Below are 19,959 nucleotides of genomic sequence, written 5' to 3' on the forward strand. Positions count from 1 at the left end.
GCGTGCGACGGCCGCAGGATCAGCGGGCCAGGGCTGCCTTGGTCGGCGGCGCACCGCTCGCCGAGAACGTCGAGGTCGATACCGACTTCGGTTGCAGCGCTTCCAGTTCCAGCCGGCGCCGGACGCGGGCGGCGTCGGCGTACCGGGTCAGCGTGCCGTCGGAATCGAGGAAGATCATCGCCAGTCGGCGGCTGGCCAGCGTGACCTGCATCACCAGACAACGGCCGGCTTCGTTGGTGAAACCGGTCTTCTGCAGTTCGATGTTCCAGTTGCCTTCGCTCCGCACCAGACGATTGGTATTGCCGAAGGTCGTGGCGCGGCCACGAACGGCAACCGTCGTTTCGAGATGGGTGCTGAAGTTGCGGATCATCGGCTGCGCGTAGGCCGCGCTGACCAGACGGCTCAGGTCGCGCGCGGTCGACACGCTTTGGCTCGACAGGCCAGCGGGATCGGCGAACCGGGTCGAGCTCATGCCCAACGCCTTTGCCTTGTCATTCATCGCCGCGATGAATGCCGGACGGCCGCCCGGATAGTGCCGACTGAGCGCCGAAGCGGCACGATTCTCCGACGCCATCAGCGCCAGCAGCAGCATTTCCTCGCGCTTGAGCTTGGTGCCGACGGCAAGCCGCGAGTGCGTGCGCTTCTCGGTGTCGACATCGTCCTGCGTGACTTCGAGCAGTTCATCCAGCGGCGCATTCGACTCGACCACGACCAGACTCGTCATCAGCTTGGTCAGCGAGGCGATCGGCAGCACGGTGTCCGGATTCTTCGCGACGACCGCCTCGCCCGTGTCCTGATCGACCACGAACGCCGCGTTCGACTTCAGCGCGAGGTCCTTGTCGAGATTGGCCGGAACGAGTGTCGCCTGCGTGCTCGGCTTGCGCGCACGACGGCTTTTGCCGCGGCTCTTGCCTTTGGACGCCGACGCGCGAGGCTTGGCGGCGGTCCGTTTCGACGTCGAACGCACGGAGGTCGCCTTGCGCGACGATCCCGGCGCAGCTGACGTCGTCGCCTTGGTCGACGTCGCGGCGACGGACGCGGCTTCAGCCACCGGCGCGGCACTGATCGCGACGAGCATGAAGGCGGCCGAGGTCAGCGACCGGGACAGCAGGCGAATCAGTCGCCGAGCGGAAGATTGAGCAATCACGGCGGATTCGGTTCGGGCGGTTGATCGATGGGCTCAATCGAAACTTTAGCAAGTTGAGCGCCAGAATGTACGAACTGTCACCTCCGTACATCGCCTGCCCGATCAGATAGTTGCGGAAGGATGTTGGAGCAGCTTCGAATTCCGGCGTCCGATTCCCGATTCCAAACCTGCACCGCCACGAAAAAGCCCCCGCATCCTGCGATGCGGGGGCCGTTCGAAGCCGTCACGGCGGCGGGCATCGCGCCCGCCGCCCGGGCATCAATGCAGGCGTTCGATGATCGTCGCCACGCCCTGACCCATGCCGATGCACATCGTCGCCAGACCATAGCGACCCTGCTTCTCGTTCAGCACATGCGCCAGCGCGCCGGTGATGCGGGCACCGGAGCAGCCCAGCGGGTGGCCGAGGGCGATCGCGCCGCCCTTCAGGTTCACGCGGTCCATCCGATCGAGGATCTTCAGTTCCGTCATCACCGCCAGCGCCTGCGCGGCAAACGCTTCGTTGAGCTCGAAGTAGTCGATGTCGGCCAGGGTCAGGCCGGCGCGCTTCAGCGCCTTCAGGGTCGCCGGCACCGGGCCGCGGCCCATCGTCGACGGATCGCAACCGGCCGAGGCAATCGACACGATGCGCGCCAGCGGCTTCAGACCCAGCGCCGCGGCTTTCTCGGCGCTCATCACCAGCACCGCCGAGGCGCCGTCGGAAATCGCCGAGCTGTTGCCGGCGGTGACCGAGCCCTTCGGATTGAACGCCGGCTTCAGCTTGCCGAGGTCTTCGATGTTGGCATTGGCGCGAACGACTTCGTCGAAGTCGACGAGGATCGGCAGGCCGTCGGCATCATGGCCGGCCACCGGGATCATCTCGTTCTTGAAGCCGCCGTTCTTGAGAGCAGCCGCCGCCTTCTGGTGCGAAGCCAGCGCGAACTCGTCCTGCTTGGCGCGCGGCAACTGGAATGCGGTGGCGAGCATTTCAGCGGTCAGGCCCATCATCGCCGCGGCCTTCGCCGTGGTGACCGACAGTTCCGGGTTGCCGTCGAAGTTGTAGTCCATCGGCACGTGGCCCATGTGCTCGACGCCGCCGCAGATGAAGATGTCACCGGCACCGGCCTGGATGCTGCCGACGGCCGCGTGGATCGCGGTCATCGACGAGCCGCACAGGCGGTTGACGGTCTGGCCCGACACTTCGATCGGCAGGCCGGCGAGCAGGCTCGCCTGACGGGCGATGTTGAAGCCCTGCTCCTTGGTCTGCTGCACGCAGCCCCAGATCACGTCCTCGATTTCCTTCGGATTCACCGACGGATTGCGCTTCATCAGCGCCTTGATCAGTTCGGCCGACAGCGCCTCGGCGCGGACATTGCGGAACACACCGCCCTTCGAGCGGCCCATCGGGGTGCGGACGGCATCAACGATGACGACATCAGTCATTTCTTGTCTCCAGTATTCGGTTCGGGGCCGCGCTTACAGCGGGTAGTAGCGCTGGCCGGCAGCAGCCATGGCCTTCATCGTCGCGGTCGGCTCGTACAGCTTGCCGAGCGAGGCGTACTTCGCGCACTTCTCGACGACATTGGCGAGGCCGATGGCGTCGGCGTACTTCAGCGCGCCACCGAGATGCGGCGGGAAGCCGACGCCCATGATCAGGCCCATGTCGGCCTCGTTCGCGGTGTCGACGATCTTCTCTTCGAGGCAGCGCGCGGTCTCGATGATCATCGGCAGCATCAGGCGCTCCATGATCTCCTCGTCCGAATAGTCCTTCTGACCGTTCGGCTGCACCTGCGCGATCAGCTCGTAGGTGTCGGCGACGACGACTTTCTTCGGCTTGCCCTTCGGATCGGTCTCGTACTTGTAGAAGCCGATGCCGTTCTTCTGACCGTAGCGCTTGGCGTCGTACATCACGTCGAGCGCGGTGCGGAATTCGCGGCCCATGCGGTCCGGATAGCCCTCGGCCAGCACGTCGCCGACGTGGTGTGAAGTGTCGATGCCGACCACGTCCTGCAGGTAGCTCGGGCCCATCGGCCAGCCGAAGGACTCGGCAGCCTTGTCGATCTTCTGGTAGTCGCCGCCGTCGCGCAGCAGCAGGCTCCAGCCGCCGAAGTACGGGAACAGGATGCGGTTGACCAGGAAGCCCGGGCAGTTGTTGACCACGATCGGCGTCTTGCCCATCGCCGAGGCGTAGCCGACGATCGTGGCGACCGCTTCCGGCGAGGTCTTGGCGCCCTTGATGACCTCGACCAGCGGCATCTTGTGAACCGGATTGAAGAAGTGCATGCCGAGGAAGTTCTCGGGGCGCTTCAGGCCTTCGGCCAGCACATCGATCGAGATCGACGAGGTGTTCGAGGCGATCACCGCATCGTCACGCACCGCGGCCTCGACATCGGCCAGCACCATCTTCTTGACCTTCGGGTTCTCGGTGACCGCTTCGACGACGACGTCGACGCCCTTGAAGTCGCCGTAGTTCAGCGTCGGGCGGATCGACGCCAGCACCGCGCCGGCCTTTTCCGGGGTCAGCTTCTTGCGGCCGACCTGCGCCGACAGCAGCTTGTTCGCTTCACCCATGCCGAGCGCCAGCGCCGGATCGGCGATGTCCTTGAGCACCACCGGCGTGCCTTTGACCGCGCTCTGGTAGGCGATGCCGCCACCCATGATGCCGGCACCGAGCACGGCACCCTGCTTCACGGGACGGGCGATCTTGGCGTAAGCCTTGCCCTTCTTCTTCAGCAGCTGGTCATTCAGGAACAGGCCGATGAGCGAGTCGGCCGCTTGCGTCTTGGCCAGCTTGGCGAAAGCGGCGGCTTCGATCGCGATCGCGTCATCGCGGGTCTTGCCGGCGGCCTTCTGGATCGCGGACACGGCTGCGAGCGGCGCCGGGAAATGCTTGCCGGCCTTGCCGGCGATGAAGCCCTTGGCGGTCTCGAAGACCATCGCCGACTCGATCGGGCCGAGCTTGAGCTTGCCCTTCTTCTGCTCGCGACGGGCCTTCCAGTCGAAGGCGCCGTTCTGGGCCAGCGCCAGCAGCTTGAGCGCGGCTTCACGGACCTTTTCCGGCGGCACGACGGCATCGACCGCCTTGATCGGCAGCGCCGCTTCCGGCTTCTTCTGGTCGCCGCTGGCGATCCACTCGATGGCGTTGTCGGCGCCGCACAGACGGGCGAAGCGAACGGTGCCGGCGAAGCCCGGGATGATGCCGAGCTTCACTTCCGGGAAGCCGATCGCGGCTTTGGCCGAAATCACGCGGTAGTCGGTCGACAGCGCCATCTCGAAGCCGCCGCCGAGCGCGATGCCATTGATCGCAGTGACGGTCGGGAACGGCAGGTCTTCGATGGTCGAGAAGATCTTGTTGGTCTCGACCGCCCACGCGGCGATCTCGGCTTCCGGCAACTGGAAGCTCTTGCCGAACTCGGTGATGTCGGCGCCGACGATGAACACGTCCTTGCCGCTGGTCACGATCAGGCCCTTCAGCGAGGTGTCCGCCGTGAGCAGGCTGCCCGCTTCCTTCAGTTCGGCCAGCGTCGCGGCATCGAACTTGTTGACCGATTCGCCGGTGCGGTCGAACTTCAGCTCGGCAACATCGCCGTCGAGCCGCGTGACCTGGATGGATTTGCCTTGAAACATGGGGCGTACGTCCTCGTGGGGTTGTTCGGGTCGGCAGCGCGGCGGCAGTGCATGCGCCATTCGGTACCGTATGGAGCGCGGATTATAACCATGTTCGACCGGCGCAATGACGACGATGGTGTGCCGCAGCATGGTCGCGGAAAGACCTGGCCGCGCGAAGCCGGGTTACGTGAAATCCGCAAGCCGCGCAGCCCGGCGGATGGCCGAATCGCGACGGGCAGCGCGCCGGCCGACCGGAAGGCTTGAAAAATGGCGTCGGAAGCCGGCTTCACCCCGGATTTCCGTTCGAAAACCGGATTTTGACGCTGTTGCAAGCGCCACCCTAGAATCAAAGCTCGTTCACCGCCGGGGGAAACGCGACATGGCCGACAAGAAGACCTTCACCAAGCCGATCAATGATTTGCTGGCGCTGGCCAGACAATCGCTGGACACGCTGGGCAATGCCAACACAATCGTCTACGGCGGCGTGCAGAAGCTCGCCGATCAGGAACTGAAGGCGCTGAACGACTATTACAAGTCGGCGGTCTCGTCGCTCAAGAGTGCGCGGGGTGGCAAGGACATCAAGTCGACGGCGCAGAAGCAGGCCGATCTGTTGCAGGAAGCGGTCAACAAGCTGATCGGCAACGCCCGTGCGTCGTTGACCGTGGTCGCCGATGCCCGCGCCGAGCTGGCCAAGCTGGTCAAGGGCAGCGCCGATGGCGCCGCGGTGTCGGTCTCGAAGCTGGAAAAGGCGATCGCGCCGGCGCAGAAGGCGCTCGCGAAGGTCAAGGCCGAAGCTCAGAAAGCCGGCAAGAAGGCCAGCGTGGCCGTGAAGGACGCGAAGAAAGACATCAAGTCGGAAGTCGCCAAGGTCGAGAAGACGCTCAAGGCGGATGCCAAGTCGGTCAAGAAGGACGTCAAGGCGGAGGTCAAGAAGATCGAGAAGACGATCAAGACCGACGTCAAGGCCGCGAAGAAGGCTGTGAAGACAGTCGAGAAGAAGGTGGTGAACGCGGCAAAGTCGGTCGAGAAGGCGGTGGGTGATACCGCCAAGGCGGGCGTTGCCGAGGCCCGGAAGATCGCCGCCCGCGTGCCGACGCCATCGCCGAACTCGCGCGCCAGCCGCGCGACCAGCGCCGCGAAGAAGGTCGTCACGCAGGTGGTGGACAGCGCCAGCGCCGCGGCCTCGAATGCGGTGGAAGCGGCGAAGGCCACTGTCGACAGCGCCAGTGCAGCCGTCGACAAGGCCGTGACGACGGTGACCGATGCCGTGAAATCGCAGGGCTGAGCTCCGTCATTCCGCCGTACCGGAAGCCTGCCGACGCTGCGTCGGCAGGCTTTTTGTTTCACTCGCCATTCCGATGCAAGGCATGAAGCTCCGATGAAGTCTGCAGCGCCCCTTAACCCGACGGCATGAAACTGAGCATCGCCCAAAGCACCGAACTGTGGCGTCTGCTGGCCGATGCCAGCCGCCTGCGCCTGCTGCTGCTGTTGGAAGCGCATCAGCTGTCGGTGGCGGAGCTGACCGAGATCACCGGGCTTGCGCAGAGCCGCGTCTCGACCCATCTCGCGCGGCTGAAGCGCGCCGGCCTGGTGCAGGCCAGCCGAAGCGGCGGTGGCGCGCTGTACAGCCTGAACCCGGATCGAGGGCGGGCCGCGGAATTGTGGACAGTGATGCGCGAGCGCCTCGACGACCCGCAGGCGCTGGTCGATCGCGAACGCGCCAGCGAAGTGGTGCGGGTGCGCAAGCATGGACAGACCTGGGCCGAATCGGTCGCCGGCCGCATGGAACTGCACTATTCGCCGGGCCGGACCTGGGAAGCGACCGCGCGGGCGCTGATCGGCCTGCTGAATCTGGGCGACGTGCTCGACGTGGCGTCCGGTGACGGCGTGCTGGCCGAGCTGATCGCCGAACGCGCCCGCAGCGTGGCCTGCGCCGACGTCAGCGCCAAGGTGCTGGCGGCCGCCCGGCGGCGCATCGGCGAGTTGCCGAACGTCGACTTCACGCAGGCCGACATGGCGTCGCTGCCGTTCGCGAGTGCGCGCTTCGATCACGTGTTCCTGATGCACGCGCTGAGCTATGCCCGCGATCCGCAGGCGGCGATCGTCGAGGCCACGCGCTGCCTCAGGCCCGGTGGCCGGCTGATCGTCGCCACGCTGAACGAGCACGGCCACGAAGCCGCGATGCAGGCCTACGATCACGTCAATCTCGGCGTCACCGCCGCGACGCTCGAGCAATGGCTGCGCAAGGCCGGTCTGGTGGTCGAATCGTGCCGCGTGACGTCGCGCGATCCGCGGCCGCCATACTTCGAGGTGGTGACCGCACTGGCGCAGAAGCCGCACCAGAAGCCGCAGTAGAAACGCTCAATCACGGCGCATAGAAACCGTGAATGAAAATGCAAAAGTCACAAAAGATTCATGGATTTAGCGCGTCCAATCGCCGACGCGACGCGTAATCCCGGATGTGTCCATGACACAGCGCTGGCCCCCGCCTTCGCTAGAGCGTGAAACCATCCCGGAGATACTCCCATGAAGAAGCTCGTACTGCTGTCGGCGGCATCGTTGATGCTGTCGATGTCCGCTTTTGCTGCTGATCCGATCGTCGGCGGCGCGCCGATGTCCCCGACCAAGGACATCATCGACAACGCCGTGAACTCGAAAGACCACACCACGCTGGTCACCGCCGTGAAGGCGGCCGGTCTGGTTGAAACCCTGAAAGGCAAAGGCCCGTTCACGGTGTTTGCGCCGACCAACGCCGCATTCGCCGCCCTGCCGGCCGGCACCGTGGAAACGCTGCTGAAGCCGGAGAACAAGGCCAAGCTCAGCGGCGTCCTCACGTACCACGTGGTTGCCGGAAAGCTCGACTCGACGGCCGTGGTGGCTGCGATCAAGGCCGGCGGCGGCAAGGCTTCGCTGACCACGGTGGCCGGCGGCAAGCTCAGCGCGTCGATCGAGGGCAAGGACGTCATCATCACCGACGAGAACGGCGGCAAGGGCAAGGTCACGATTGCCGATGTCTACCAGTCGAACGGCGTGATCCACGTGGTCGACAAGGTGCTGTTGCCGAAGTAAGCCTTCACGCGGCACAGGACGGGCGGCCTTCGGGCCGCCCGTTTTCGTTTCAGGCGGCGATCCTGCGGTTGCCGGCCCTGACCGGTGCCCTAGTGAACGGCGGGCGGATCCGGCAGTTCGCCCGGCCACAGCGACTTGCCGCTCTTCTTGACCAGCGTCTTGAGGCGATCGAGATGCGCCGCGATCTCGTCATCGCTGGCACGGATCACGCGCAGCGGCTGGCTGTTGTCGGACGACACGATGCCGAGGCGTGCACTGGCCGCAGCGGTTCCTGCCGACGACTCGTCGACCAGCCCGAGCGCCGACTGGCCGCCAGTCATCGCCAGATAGACCTCCGCGAGCAGCCGCGCGTCGAGCAGCGCACCGTGCAGTTCGCGATGCGAGTTGTCGACGCCGTAGCGCTTGCACAGCGCGTCCAGGCTCGCCTTCTGGCCCGGATGCAGACGCTTGGCGATGCGCAGCGTGTCGGTCACGGTGCACAGCGTGGCGATCCGTTCCGGCCGCCCGGCACGTTCAAACTCGCGATCCATGAACCCGACATCGAACGCAGCGTTGTGGATGATCAGCTCGGCACCGCGCAGATACTGGATGATCTCGTCCGCCAACTGGCCGAAGCGCGGCTTGTCGGCCAGGAACGCCGTGGTCAGGCCGTGCACTTCCAGCGCGCCCGGGTCGCTGTCGCGGTCCGGGTTCAGGTACCAGCGCTGGTCACCGGTGAAGCGGCGGTTGCGCAGCTCCACGCAGCCGATCTCGATCACCCGGTGCTCGCTGTTCTCGATGCCGGTGGTCTCGGTATCGAACACGATCTGGCGCAGGTCGCTCATGCCGGGGCTCCGGACGGCGCGGCTGGCGTTGCCGGCGCTGCCAGATGCTTTTCCAGCCCTTCATTAGCCAGACGGTCCGCGCGCTCGTTGCCCGGATCACCGGAATGGCCCTTGACCCAGCACCAGTCGATCGTGTGCCGGGCCGCGGCGGCATCGAGGCGCTGCCACAGATCCTGATTCTTGACCGGCTTCTTGTCGGCCGTCTTCCAGCCGCGCTTCTTCCAGCCGGGCAGCCATTCGGTCAGGCCCTGCAGCACGTACTTGGAATCGGTATGCAGCTTGACGGCGCAGGCCTCGCGCAGGCTCTCCAGCGCCGAGATCGCCGCCATCAGCTCCATGCGATTATTCGTCGTCGGCGCTTCACCGCCGCACAACTCCTTGATGTGATTGCCGTATTTCAGTGAGACGCCCCAACCGCCGGGGCCCGGATTGCCGCGGCAGGCGCCGTCGGTGTACGCGATGACTTCTTTCATTCAGCCGGGGTCTTGAGGTCCGGCGTCGGACCCGGAGTGGTGGCCACGCCGCCCAGCGCGCGGCCGACGAGCTGCCGCACCTGGGCGCGCGGCAGGCGCGTGACCAGCGACATCGGGATCACGCGCTTCTTCGCGACGATCAGGTAGCACTCCATCAGCGGCATGGTCAGGCTGCCGAGATCGAACGGCGCGCCGGCGCTGCGCGGCCGGTTCCACGGAAAGCCCACGCCGAAGCGGCGAACTTCGCTGATCTCGAAATCAAGCAGTTCCAGCCAGTCGCCGAGGCGGCCGGTCGCGTGGAAGCGGGCGCCCGGCGGGAAGGCGCGATAGCCGAGGCCGAGCACGCGGCGCAGGCCCCACAGGCTCCACGGGTTGAAGCCCAGCACCATCAACCGGCCGCGATCGGTGAGGATGCGATCGACCTCGCGCAGCAGGTTGTGCGGCGACGGCGTGAACTCCAGCGTATGCGGCAGCAGCACGGCATCGACGCTCTGGCTCAGGATCGGCAGCGACTCCAGCTGGGTCACGGCCTGCGTGTCGCCGATATTGTCATCGAGCGTGCCGAGCACGGCCCGGTGCAGCATGTCGGCGGATGCCAGCAGGCTCTGGCCACCCCAGTTGCCGATCTGCAGGATGTGGCGCCCGAACAACGACGGCAGCACCCGCTGAAGTTCCTGATTTTCGAGGTCCAGCAGGCGCTTGCCGCGCGGGCTGGTGAGCCAGGCTTGCAGGGCCTGGCGATCGAACGGCTGACCGCCGCTGACCGCAAGTCGGTTGGGCATGGTTGACGCACCGCACGAGCGTGGACAGGATGCCGCCATGATAACCGTCACTGCCCTGCCCGCGTTTACCGACAACTACCTGTGGCTGCTCGATGCCGGTGGCCATGCCGCCGTGGTCGACCCGGGCGATGCCGAGGTGGTTCGCGCCGGCCTCGCCGCCCGTGGCCTTCGGCTGGCCGCCATCCTGATCACGCACCATCACCCCGACCACATCGGCGGACTGCTGGCGCTGGCTGCGGAAACCGGCGCTGCGGTCTACGGACCGCGCGCTGAAAGCAGCAAGATCAAGGGCTTGCAGCATCTGCTCGATGACCATGACGAGGTGCGGCTCGACGCGCTCGGCATCACGCTGCAGGTCATCGCGGTGCCCGGTCACACGCTCGGCCACATCGCCTACTTCGAGCCGACGCAGCGTCTGCTGTTCTGCGGCGACACGCTGTTCGTCGGCGGCTGCGGCCGGCTGTTCGAAGGTACGCCGGCGCAGATGCTCGAGTCGCTCGACCGCCTCGCCGCGCTGCCGCCGGAGACGGCGGTCTACTGCGCTCACGAGTACACGCTGTCGAATCTCGACTTCGCGACCACGGTCGAGCCCCACAACCTTGCGCTGGCCGAAGAAATGGCTCGCGTTCAGGCACTGCGGGCAGCCGGGGTCCCGAGCGTGCCGAGCACGATCGCGCACGAGCGCCGGCTGAATCCGTTCCTCCGGGCGCGCAGCGCCGAGGTGACTGCCGCGGTCGTCGCGCAGGCTGGCGAGGAGGCCAGCCAAAAGTTGGGGAATCCGATCGAGATTTTTGGTGCCTTGCGCCGTTGGAAAGACGGACATCGACCACGCGTCCGGTGAACTGAACGTCGGTTTCCGTCGTCCGCAGGCCATTTGCTAGACTCGCGCCCTCCTCGTTTCCGCCCCCGGACCAAAATGGTTTTTACCCCGTCGAACCGCTTGATGCGGTGCGCACTGATGGCATGCCTGCCGGGTCTGGCCCATGCAGCCGCGGTGGAACCGGTCGATCCCGGATCGCAGGAACTGGATCGGGTCATCCAGGAGCTCAAGGCGGAAGTACTCGACATCAACCAGCGGGCGCTCAGCACCGAGGCGGCATTCCTGTATCCGGATGCAACGCGCGTGACGATCTACGCTGGCGTCAAGGCGCAGGGCCTGCTGATCGAGGATCTGACGATCACCGTCGATGACGGAACCCCGACGCAGCGCAAGTTCGACACGCTGGAAGCCATCGCCCTGCAGCGCAAGGGGCTGTACCGCGCCGTGCGCCTGAACGCGGCACCGGGCGCACACCGCATCCGCGCCGAATTCTCCGCCCGCTATGCCGATGCCCAGCCGAACACGCCGCCGTTTCGCGGCCGTTACGAAGCGGTGTTCGAAAAGACCACGAAGCCCAGCGATCTCGAAGTGCTGATCGCCGTCGAGGGCTACGGCAAGGTCCCCGTGATCAAGCTGCGCGACTGGAGAACGGCTCAGTGATCGCACCAACGCGCGCCGGGACCGGCTCGGTCAAACGGCTTGTCACCGCCGCCTTGGCAGCCCTCGTGGCGGCCGGCAGCGCGCAGGCCGTCGATCTGTACGTGCCGGGCAGCGACAACGATCCCCATGTCCGGTCAGCGGATTTCCTGATCGGCGACCAACGTTATTTCAGCGCCGCCGCGGAATTGCTGCAGCAGCTCGGCGAACAGCCCGATCGCCAGCTGGCACCGGCGTTCTACCGGCGACTGGCCGAGGCGACGCTGTCGTTCGGCATGCAGCAGCGCGCCGACACCATCTACCGGGAACTCGGCGCCAATTCGACCGATCCGGTCGCGCTCGCCCGCGCCCGCATTCGCGTCGCCGAATTCCTGTACCAGCGCGGCCATTACGACGAAGCGATCCAGGACCTGAACGCGCTGCGTCCGGGTCTGCCGAAGGCCGCGATCCTCGAATGGCAGGACACGCTCGGCCGTGCGCTGCTCGCACAGGGTCGCTACGCAGACGCCGCGCAGGTGCTGCTGGAAATCAAGGATGCCGGCCCGCAGCGCGCCTATACGCGGTTCAACTTGGGTGTCGCGCTGATCAACGACAGCAAGGCGCCGCAGGGCATCAACGTGCTGGACCGCATCGGCCAGATGGCGGCGAAGGACGACGACGACCTCGCGATTCGCGACAAGGCGAACCTCGCGCTGGGTTACCACTTCCTGCGTCAGCAGCAGGGCGGAACCGCGGTGCCGGTGTTCGAACGCATCCGCAGCGACGGGCCGCTGTCGAACCGGGCGCTGCTCGGCCTGGGCTGGGCCTATCTGGCGCCAACCGGCAATCGCCAGAAGAAGCAGGCCGTCGGCGACGAAGTGCCGAACGAGCTGAATGCCTTCAAGTCGTTCTCGACCATCGGCGTGCTCTTGCGGCCGGGGTTCCTCGACGACGACATCTACCGCCGTGCCGGTCTCCGATCGTTCCGCCTGAGCAAGGCCTCGCAGGAAGAGGAAGCGGCGCTGAAGCGTGCGCTGGTGCCGTGGATCGAACTGGTCAGCCGTGACCCGCGCGACCCCGCCGTGCAGGAAGGCCTGCTCGCGATTCCGTACACGCTGGACCGTCTGGGCGCGCACATCCAGGCGCAGGAGTTCTACGAGCGCGCGATCGAAGCGCTGGAATCCGGTCGCAAGCGCATCGACGAAACCGCGACCTACGTCCGCAGCGGCCGCATGATCACGACCATGGTCCGGCGCACGGCTGACGCCGAATCCGGCTGGACCTGGGAGCTGAAGGATCTGCCGGACGCGCAGGAAACCGATTTCCTGCAGACGCTGATCTCCGAGAACCGCTTCCAGGAACCGCTGAAGAACTATCGCGACAGCCTGCTGATGCGGCGCAATCTCGAAGCCTGGTCGGCGCGCATCGACGAACTGCAGGCGTCCTACGCCAAGCGCGAACAGCCCGCCGTGCCGGCCGACGTGCTGGTCACGCGCCAGCTGGAGCGTGGCGCGGCCGATGACGCCGCCGACCTGCCGGTGGTGGCAACCCCGCCGGTCGAGCTGAAGGCGGCCGAGGATCTGACGGTGCCGGATGCACCGGCCACGCCGGCGCCGACGCCGGAATCTGCCGTTGCGCTGCAGACCTCGGAGACGCCGCCACCGACGGCTTTCGACGGGATCTTCGAGCGCCTGCAGAAGATCGAGGATCGGATTGCTGCCGTTCGTCCGAAGGTCTCGGCCGCTGCCGATCAGCAGGCCAAGCTGATCGAAAAGCTCGCGCTCGATGATCTTGCCGAACAGCGCCGGACGACCGAGAAGTATCTGATCGAAGCCCGCTTCGCGCTGGCCCGAATCTACGACCGCAACCTCAAGGGAGACACTCAGTGATGCGGCCGGACGCCCGACTCAGACTGCCGCTGACCGTTTCGGTTGCCGCGTTGTTTCTTGCCAGCTGCGCGACCACGGTCGACCAGAAGGCAACTCCGTCGATCAAGACGCTGACCAAGCAATCGGCACCGTCGCAGGACAAGCTGCCGATCATCCGCTCCGAGCCGCTGGCGCCGGATCCGGACAAGGCGCTCGCGAACTACCGCGAACTGCTGAAGCTGAAGCCGGACGACGACACCCGCGTGGAAGCACTGCGCCGCCTCGCCGACCTTCAGGTGCAGGTCGAGGACAGCAAGGGGAATGCCGATGGCAAGGCGCTGACCGGCTCGATCGAGACCTATCGGCAGCTGATCGCCGAGCGCCCGGGCGACAGGAACAATGACCGCCTGCTGTACCGGCTTGCCCGGGCTTACGAGAACAGCGGCCAGACCGACAACGCGATCGCCACGCTGCGCAAGCTGTCCGACGAGTATCCGACCTCCGCACTGATCGGCGATGCCCGCTTCCGCAATGCCGAGCTGCTGTACAACCTCGGCCGCTATGCGGAAGCCGAGAAGGAATACGAGTTCGTGCTCGGCCTCGGCAACACGGCGAGCTTCTTCGAGTCCGCGCAGTACAAGTACGGCTGGACACTGTTCAAGCAGGCGAAGTACGACACGGCGCTGCCGGTGTTCTTCTCGATCCTCGATCGCGAACTGCCGCCGGGCGAGCTCGAGGATCCGGATGCGGCGCTGGCGGCCGTCGACAAGAACAAGGCCGATCTTGCGGCTTCGAGCCTGCGCGTCTGCAGCCTGTCGTTCGCGGCGCAGGGCGGCGGTTCGGCCATCAACGACACCTTCAAGCGCAACGGCGGCGAGCCACGCTTCTACGCGCTGATCTACAACGCGCTCGGCGGCCTGTTCGCCGAGAAGCGTCGCTTCAGCGATGCCGCGGCGAGCTACGCCGCGTTCATCGAGCGCTATCCGCAGCATCCCAGCGCGCCGAAGTTCCAGACCCGCGTGATCGGCGCCTACGATCAGGGCGGCTTCAACGACAACGTCATTCGCGAGAAGGAACGCTACGTCACCGCCTACGAGCCATCGGCCGCGTACTGGGCCGGCCGGCAGCCGACGCCCGAGGTGCTGACCGAACTGCGCAAGAGCTTCGAGGACCTCGGCCGCCATTATCAGGCGCGTGCCCAGGCCGGCAACCGTCCGGCGGCGCAGGCCGATTTCCTCGCAGCCGCCGGCTGGTACAACAAGGTTCTGGTCAACTTCCCGGCCGATCCGAAGGTCGCGGAAGTGAATCTCCTGTACGCCGATGCGCTGCTCGATGGCGGCAAGACCTCGGATGCCGCCGAGCAGTACCTGAAGACCGCCTATGGCTACGGCGAACATCCGAAGGCGACCGAGGCCGCACATGCCGCCGTGCAGTCGCTGCAGAAGCTGGCGAAGGAAGTGCCGGCGGCGGATCGTCCGGCGGCGCTGCGTCGCTCGATCGATGCCAGCCTGAAGCTCGCCGATACGTTCCCGGCACATCCGCAGTGGACGCTCGATGTCACTCGTGCCGCGCAGGATCTCTACGAAATCAAGGCACTGGACGAAGCCATTGCCGTCTCCGAACGCCTGATCGCGCGCACGCCGCCGGCCTCCGCCGACGAGCGCAAGATCGCCTTCGGCGTCGTGGCCGACTCCCGTTACGCACAGGGCAAGTATCCGGAAGCGGAAGTCGCCTACGGCACGCTGCTGAAGCTGCTGGCGCCGACCGCGCCGGAGCGGAAGCTGGTGGTCGAACAGCTGGCCGCATCGATCTACAAGCAGGGTGAAGCCGCGCGCGATGCCGGCAACCTGCGCGCCGCCGCCGAGGCCTTCCTGCGTGTCGGCAGCACGGTTCCGGATGCTGCCATCCGACCGAATGCCGATTACGACGCCGCCAGTGCCTACCTGTCGCTCGAGGACTGGCCGCTTGCCACGGCAACACTCGAAGCCTTCCGCACGCGCTATCCGGCCAACCCGCTGCTGGCCGATGTCGACAAGAAACTGGCTGCGGCCTACCAGAAGGACAACAAGCCGGCGCAGGCCGCGGCGGCCTATTCGCGCATCGCCAATCGGGCCTCGGAATCGGTCGATACCCGGCGCGAATCGGCGTGGCTCGCGGCCACGCTGTTCGATCAGGCCAAGGATCGCCCGGCGATGGCGCGTGCCTACGAGTTCTATGTCACGAACTTCCCGCAGCCCCTGGACCGCAGTGTCGCCGGACGCCGGCGCCTGGCCGATCTCGCGAAGGAAACCAACGACCGCGCCCGCTACCAGTACTGGCTGCGCGACCTGGTCACGGCCGACAACAACGCCGGTGCCGGCCGCAGCGAAGTGAGCAAGCTCGCCGCCGCCCAGGCCAGCCTGGAACTCGCGCTGATCGCGACGGCCGATGCCCGCAACATCAAGCTGACCCTGCCGGTCGAAAAGAGTCTGCCGGCTCGCAAGGGCGCAACCGAACTTGCGGTGCAGGCGCTGACCCGTGCCGCCGCTTACGGCTATGCCGACACCACGACGGCGGCGACCTACGAACTCGGCAATGTCTATCGCGATTTCAGCCGCGCGCTGCTCGACTCCGAGCGCCCGAAGAATCTGAAGGCCGATGAACTGGAGCAGTACAACATCCTGCTCGAGGAACAGGCCGATCCGTTCGACCAGAAGGCGATCGAAGCCCACGAAGCCAACCTGAAGCGCGTCAAGCAGGACCTGTGGAATGCATCGATCGCGAAGAGTGCCAAGGCACTGGGCGAACTGGCGCCAGCCAAGTACGGCAAGCGCGAAAGCCGCGAGGAATCCTATGACACGCTGCGCTGAGCCAACGATGCGCTTTCCAATCGCTTCGCGTCATCCGGCAGCCAGTCGCTGGCTGCTGACCGTCGTGGCTGCCGCGGTGCTGGCCGGTTGCCAGGCGCCGGCGAGCAAGCCGGCAGCACCGAAGGCCGAGCCAAGCCCGCCGGTCGCGGTCCAGAAGCCGGCCGCGCCGTCGAAAGGCGATCCCGACGAACGCTTCAAGGCGGCGTTGAAGCTGCTGAAGGATCGACAGTCGAAGGAAGCGCGCGAGGCGTTCTTCAACCTGGCCAAGGACTTCCCGGAGTTTTCCGGACCGTTCGCCGACCTCGCCATCGTCCAGGCACAGGCGAAGCAGCCGCAGCTCGCGATCGCCAACTTCGAGAAGGCGACGCGCCTGAACCCGCAAAACGCGCTGGCGTGGAACTGGCTCGGCACGCTGTACCGCGAAGGCAACGACTTCCCGAAAGCCGAGGCCGCTTACACATCGGCGCTCGCAATCAAGCCTGACTACGCCGCCGCTCACCTGAACCTCGGCATCCTGAACGACGTCTACCTCCGTCGTCCGCAGACGGCGCTGACGCACTATCGCGAATACCAGCGGATCACCAATGGCGAACGTCTGATCGTGGCCGCGTGGATCCGCGATCTGGAATCCCAGGTCCCGCCGCCCGCCCCGGCTGCGGCGCCGACCGCTGCCCCCGCACCTGCCGCTGGAGCCACGCCATGATGCCGATCCGAATCGCCATCCTCGCCGCGTTGATCGCACTGCCAAACGCCGCGGTTCAGGCACAGGGCAAGCCTGCCGCAGCCAAGCCGGCCAAGGCCGCGGCTTCGCCAGCCAAGCCGGCGGACGAGACGGTCAGCACCCCCGCCGATCCAGGCACGACGATCATCGGCGACACCGAGTCGCCGATCGGTCTGTACATCACGCCGTGGAAGGACGAGTTCGCCGAACGCGGCCTCGACCGGCCTGCTCGTCTGCTCGATGAAGCCATGGAGCCGATCGATCCGGCGACGTTCCGCCGCCAGATCAAGTATTACGAAACGATCACCGCCTACCGGCGCGGCCAGCAGCAGGCCAGCGAAGCGGTGGCACCGGCCGCACCGCCTGCCGCTGCGCCGGATGCGGCACCGGCCCCCTGATCGAACGCTTCCAGCTGTCCGCGTCTTCCGCTGTCCCCTTTCGTCACCGCAACCTGCAAACGAGGAATCCCCATGGAGTTCTTTTCCACCGTCATCCGCTTCTTCCAGGCCGGCGGTGAGTTCATGTACCCGATCCTGGCCGTGCTGGTGCTCGGTCTGGCCATCACCATCGAGCGCGTGCTGTATCTGCGCCGGGCGCTGGCCGAGAACCGCGAGGTCTGGTCGACGCTGATGCCGCTGGTCAACGCCGGCAAGCACGACGAAGCCGAAAACGTGGCCTCGAAGTCCACCACCGCCATCGGCCGCGTGCTGGGCTATGGCCTCGCCCGTTCGCGCGGCGCGACCTCGCGCGAAGACGTCGAGCTGGCGATGGAAGAAAGCCTGATGGAAGTCACGCCGCAGCTCGAGCGCCGCACCCATTACCTCGCCACGTTCGCGAACGTCGCCACGCTGCTCGGCCTTCTCGGCACCATCATCGGCCTGATCAATGGCTTCGAAGCGGTGTCCGGCGTCAACCCGGCGCAGAAGCAGGACCAGCTGTCGTCCGCCGTTGCCATCGCGATGAACTGCACCGCGTTCGGCCTGATGACGGCGATCCCGCTGCTGCTGATTCACGCCTGGCTCGTGACCAAGACCGACGAACTGGTCGACAGCCTCGAAATGGCGTCGGTCAAGTTCCTGAACAGTCTCGGCCTGAAGAAGTAATGGCCTGCGGGTCCCCCGGAACCTTGAAGGCGATCAGCCGATGATGCAGGGAATTTCCCGCGAAACGCGGCGCGCACTGCGCCGCGTCAAGCGCAAGCGCAGCACCGAACTCAATCTGGTGTCGATGATCGACATCCTGACCGTGCTGATGTTCTTCCTGCTGGTGAACTCGATCGGCGTCTCGATCCTGGGCATCAACCTGCCGGATGCGAATGCCTCGTCGGCCGAACCGCCAGCCCACAACCTTGCGGTGCTGATCCGCAAGGACGACCTGACGTTGACCGACAACGGCTTCATCGTGAAGTCCGTGCCGTCGGCGAACGGCGCCTACAACTTCCCGGGCCTCGCCGACCTGATGCGCGAAACCAAGAAGCGACTGCCGGGCGAAACCAAGATCACGCTGCTGTCCGAGCCGGGCATTTCGTATGAGGTGCTGGTGTCGGCGATGGACGCAGTCCGCGTCGATCTGACTGCCACCGGTTCCCAGACGGTCGAGCTGTTTCCACTGATCTCGCTCGGTGATGCGCCGGCCAATGCTGCGAAGGTGACGCCATGAGCCTGCGGAGCGGTGCCAAGCGCAAGCGAATCCTGCGCAAGGCCGAGCGACCGGATTCGGTCGGCTTGAACCTCGTGCCGATGATCGACATCTTCACATCACTGCTGATCTTCCTGATGCTGACGTCGACGACGGTGCAGACCCTGCGCAGTCCGAAGTCGCTGACCTTGCCGCTGTCGGCCACCAGCCAGCCGCCGAACGACACGCCGGTGCTGACGGTGACCCCGGAAGGCATCCTGTGGCAGGGCACGCCCGTGATGAGTCTGGCCGATGCCGAGGCCAGCGCCGGCAATGTCCTGGCGCCGTTGAAGGCGCAGCTGCTGCTGGCGCCGCTGGTCTCGATTCAAGGCGGCGCGCCGGGGGCCCTGACCCGGGGCGAGATCAACATCCTCGCCGACAAGGGCATCCCGTATGCCCTGCTGAAAAAGATCATGTCCACCTGCGGCGAAGCGAAGTTCGCGCGAATCTCGCTGTCGGTGAACCATCGCTCGCTGGCCAAGGGAGCGGCTCGATGAACGCCCGCCTGTTCGATCACACGATCCGCTGGGAATCGTGGCAGCTCAGCGAGGAAGCCGACCGTCGCTTCCGCTGCATCGTCCTGTACGTCGGCATTCCGGCCATCGTGCTGGTCATCTTGAGCCGCGTGTTCCAGGGCGATGTCGCGGTTTCGGCCACGCCGCAGTTCGACACCTCGCAGTACGTGGAACTGTTGCCGGATGCCGGCGAAGTCACGCCGGAACCGGAAACGCCGGCTCCAGCCGAGCGCAATGATCCGGAGCCGCCGAAGCAGGCCAAGGCGCCGGAAAAGCCGCAGGTCAAGCCGGTCGAGAAGCCGCCGGCACCGACCAAGCCGGTCGAAACCGCCCGCGATGTCGCGGCCAAGTCCGGCCTGCTGGCGCTGTCGAAGGAACTGAGCACGCTGCGCGACCAGAGCCTGTCGACGGCGACCAACGATCAGCCGCTGAATACGTCGGCCATCACGTCGAAGGGTGGCATTGGCGCCGCGAGTGGCGCGTCGGCCGACGCGATCGCCGCTTCGGCCTCGTCCAGCAGCGGCGGCATCGGCAGCGCCGGCAGCGGCGATGTGACGTCGACCCAGAGCGGCAGTGGCGTCGGCAGTCGGCGCACCGGCACGGTCAAGAGTCCTCTGGCCACCGGCAACACGGGTCCCAAAGGCAGCGGGCCGCCGCCGAGTGGCCGCACGCTCAACGAGATCAAGCTGACCTTCGACAAGAATGCCGGCCCGTTCTACGCGATCTTCAACCGGTTTTCGCGCGAGAATCCGAACATCGCGCGCGGCACCATCCGGATCAAGCTGGTGATCGCCCCCGATGGCTCCGTGACCTCGTGCACCCTGGTGTCGAGCACGTACAACGAGCCGGACTTCGAGAACAAGATCGTCCAGCGGGCGAAGCTGCTGAATTTCGGCGCCAAGAACGTGCCGGTGTACACCACCGATTACCCGATCTACTTCATTCCGCAGTAAGTTGCAGCGCGGCACCCCACAAGAACAGCAAGAACGAGGA

21 protein-coding genes are annotated in these 19,959 nt (G+C 66.0%); 15 read left to right on the forward strand and 6 right to left on the reverse strand.

All coding sequences use genetic code 11. The annotated features are described in order from the left end of the window. Positions 1-19: 19 nt before the first annotated feature. Positions 20-967, reverse strand: a complete 948-nt coding sequence (gene pbpG / locus QZ951_RS08950; RefSeq protein WP_293000201.1) for a D-alanyl-D-alanine endopeptidase — start codon at positions 965-967, stop codon at positions 20-22. Between the two features lie 10 nt (positions 968-977). Between pbpG and QZ951_RS08955 the strand changes: the two genes are divergently transcribed. After that, positions 978-1,139: a hypothetical protein gene (locus QZ951_RS08955; RefSeq protein WP_293000202.1), complete on the forward strand. Its 162-nt coding sequence runs from the start codon at positions 978-980 to the stop codon at positions 1,137-1,139. Between the two features lie 266 nt (positions 1,140-1,405). Here the strand turns inward: QZ951_RS08955 and fadA are convergent, their stop codons facing one another. Beyond that, complete coding sequence (gene fadA, locus QZ951_RS08960; protein ID WP_293000203.1) at positions 1,406-2,566, reverse strand: acetyl-CoA C-acyltransferase FadA; 1,161 nt, start codon at positions 2,564-2,566, stop codon at positions 1,406-1,408. A 33-nt stretch (positions 2,567-2,599) separates the two neighbouring features. Next, on the reverse strand, positions 2,600-4,750 hold the full coding sequence (fadB, locus tag QZ951_RS08965) for a fatty acid oxidation complex subunit alpha FadB (protein WP_293000204.1): 2,151 nt from the start codon (positions 4,748-4,750) through the stop codon (positions 2,600-2,602). 90 nt (positions 4,751-4,840) lie between these two features. Here fadB and QZ951_RS08970 point away from each other — a divergent pair, with 90 nt between their 5' ends. The 4 genes from QZ951_RS08970 (at position 4,841) to QZ951_RS08985 (ending at position 7,801) form a co-directional block, all read left to right on the forward strand. Further along, positions 4,841-4,996: a hypothetical protein gene (locus tag QZ951_RS08970; RefSeq protein WP_293000205.1), complete on the forward strand. Its 156-nt coding sequence runs from the start codon at positions 4,841-4,843 to the stop codon at positions 4,994-4,996. A gap of 115 nt (positions 4,997-5,111) precedes the next feature. Then, positions 5,112-6,017, forward strand: a complete 906-nt coding sequence (phaP, locus tag QZ951_RS08975; protein ID WP_293000206.1) for a TIGR01841 family phasin — start codon at positions 5,112-5,114, stop codon at positions 6,015-6,017. A 125-nt stretch (positions 6,018-6,142) separates the two neighbouring features. Beyond that, positions 6,143-7,087: a metalloregulator ArsR/SmtB family transcription factor gene (locus QZ951_RS08980; protein ID WP_293000207.1), complete on the forward strand. Its 945-nt coding sequence runs from the start codon at positions 6,143-6,145 to the stop codon at positions 7,085-7,087. Positions 7,088-7,258: 171 nt separating this feature from the next. After that, entirely contained in the window at positions 7,259-7,801 is a 543-nt protein-coding gene (locus tag QZ951_RS08985) for a fasciclin domain-containing protein (protein WP_293000208.1), read from the forward strand. 89 nt (positions 7,802-7,890) lie between these two features. On the opposite strand, the gene dnaQ is transcribed toward QZ951_RS08985, so the two are convergent. Genes dnaQ through QZ951_RS09000 form a run of 3 tightly spaced genes read right to left on the reverse strand, consistent with a single transcriptional unit; the run spans position 7,891 to position 9,880 of the window. Next, positions 7,891-8,625, reverse strand: a complete 735-nt coding sequence (gene dnaQ / locus QZ951_RS08990; RefSeq protein WP_293000209.1) for a DNA polymerase III subunit epsilon — start codon at positions 8,623-8,625, stop codon at positions 7,891-7,893. Beyond that, positions 8,622-9,098 (reverse strand): ribonuclease HI, encoded by a 477-nt coding sequence (gene rnhA / locus QZ951_RS08995; RefSeq protein WP_293000210.1) that lies wholly within the window; start codon positions 9,096-9,098, stop codon positions 8,622-8,624. Before rnhA ends, dnaQ begins: the two co-directional genes overlap by 4 nt. Next, positions 9,095-9,880 carry a methyltransferase domain-containing protein gene (locus tag QZ951_RS09000; RefSeq protein ID WP_293000211.1) on the reverse strand — a complete coding sequence of 262 codons (786 nt, stop codon included), beginning with the start codon at positions 9,878-9,880 and terminating at the stop codon, positions 9,095-9,097. Before QZ951_RS09000 ends, rnhA begins: the two co-directional genes overlap by 4 nt. A 40-nt stretch (positions 9,881-9,920) precedes the next feature. On the opposite strand from QZ951_RS09000, the gene gloB reads away from it, so the two are divergent. From gloB to QZ951_RS09050, 10 genes are all read left to right on the forward strand, one after another. Continuing rightward, entirely contained in the window at positions 9,921-10,721 is an 801-nt protein-coding gene (gloB, locus tag QZ951_RS09005) for a hydroxyacylglutathione hydrolase (RefSeq protein ID WP_366943852.1), read from the forward strand. Between the two features lie 117 nt (positions 10,722-10,838). Beyond that, complete coding sequence (locus tag QZ951_RS09010; protein ID WP_293000213.1) at positions 10,839-11,360, forward strand: hypothetical protein; 522 nt, start codon at positions 10,839-10,841, stop codon at positions 11,358-11,360. 53 nt (positions 11,361-11,413) lie between these two features. Further along, entirely contained in the window at positions 11,414-13,225 is a 1,812-nt protein-coding gene (locus QZ951_RS09015; protein WP_293000214.1) for a tetratricopeptide repeat protein, read from the forward strand. Next, positions 13,225-16,053 carry a tetratricopeptide repeat protein gene (locus QZ951_RS09020; RefSeq protein WP_293000291.1) on the forward strand — a complete coding sequence of 943 codons (2,829 nt, stop codon included), beginning with the start codon at positions 13,225-13,227 and terminating at the stop codon, positions 16,051-16,053. The genes QZ951_RS09015 and QZ951_RS09020 overlap by 1 nt, the downstream gene beginning before the upstream one ends. A gap of 7 nt (positions 16,054-16,060) precedes the next feature. Continuing rightward, complete coding sequence (locus QZ951_RS09025) at positions 16,061-16,756, forward strand: tetratricopeptide repeat protein (protein ID WP_293000215.1); 696 nt, start codon at positions 16,061-16,063, stop codon at positions 16,754-16,756. Continuing rightward, entirely contained in the window at positions 16,753-17,172 is a 420-nt protein-coding gene (locus QZ951_RS09030) for a hypothetical protein (RefSeq protein ID WP_293000216.1), read from the forward strand. The genes QZ951_RS09025 and QZ951_RS09030 overlap by 4 nt, the downstream gene beginning before the upstream one ends. A 72-nt stretch (positions 17,173-17,244) precedes the next feature. Further along, on the forward strand, positions 17,245-17,877 hold the full coding sequence (locus QZ951_RS09035) for a MotA/TolQ/ExbB proton channel family protein (protein WP_293000217.1): 633 nt from the start codon (positions 17,245-17,247) through the stop codon (positions 17,875-17,877). A gap of 43 nt (positions 17,878-17,920) precedes the next feature. Then, entirely contained in the window at positions 17,921-18,433 is a 513-nt protein-coding gene (locus QZ951_RS09040; protein ID WP_293000218.1) for a biopolymer transporter ExbD, read from the forward strand. Further along, positions 18,430-18,948 (forward strand): biopolymer transporter ExbD, encoded by a 519-nt coding sequence (locus tag QZ951_RS09045; protein WP_293000219.1) that lies wholly within the window; start codon positions 18,430-18,432, stop codon positions 18,946-18,948. Before QZ951_RS09040 ends, QZ951_RS09045 begins: the two co-directional genes overlap by 4 nt. Beyond that, positions 18,945-19,919 carry a hypothetical protein gene (locus QZ951_RS09050; RefSeq protein ID WP_293000220.1) on the forward strand — a complete coding sequence of 325 codons (975 nt, stop codon included), beginning with the start codon at positions 18,945-18,947 and terminating at the stop codon, positions 19,917-19,919. The genes QZ951_RS09045 and QZ951_RS09050 overlap by 4 nt, the downstream gene beginning before the upstream one ends. Positions 19,920-19,959: the final 40 nt, after the last annotated feature.

The sequence above is a fragment of the Nevskia sp. genome (assembly GCF_021732705.1).
GTDB lineage: Bacteria > Pseudomonadota > Gammaproteobacteria > Nevskiales > Nevskiaceae > Nevskia.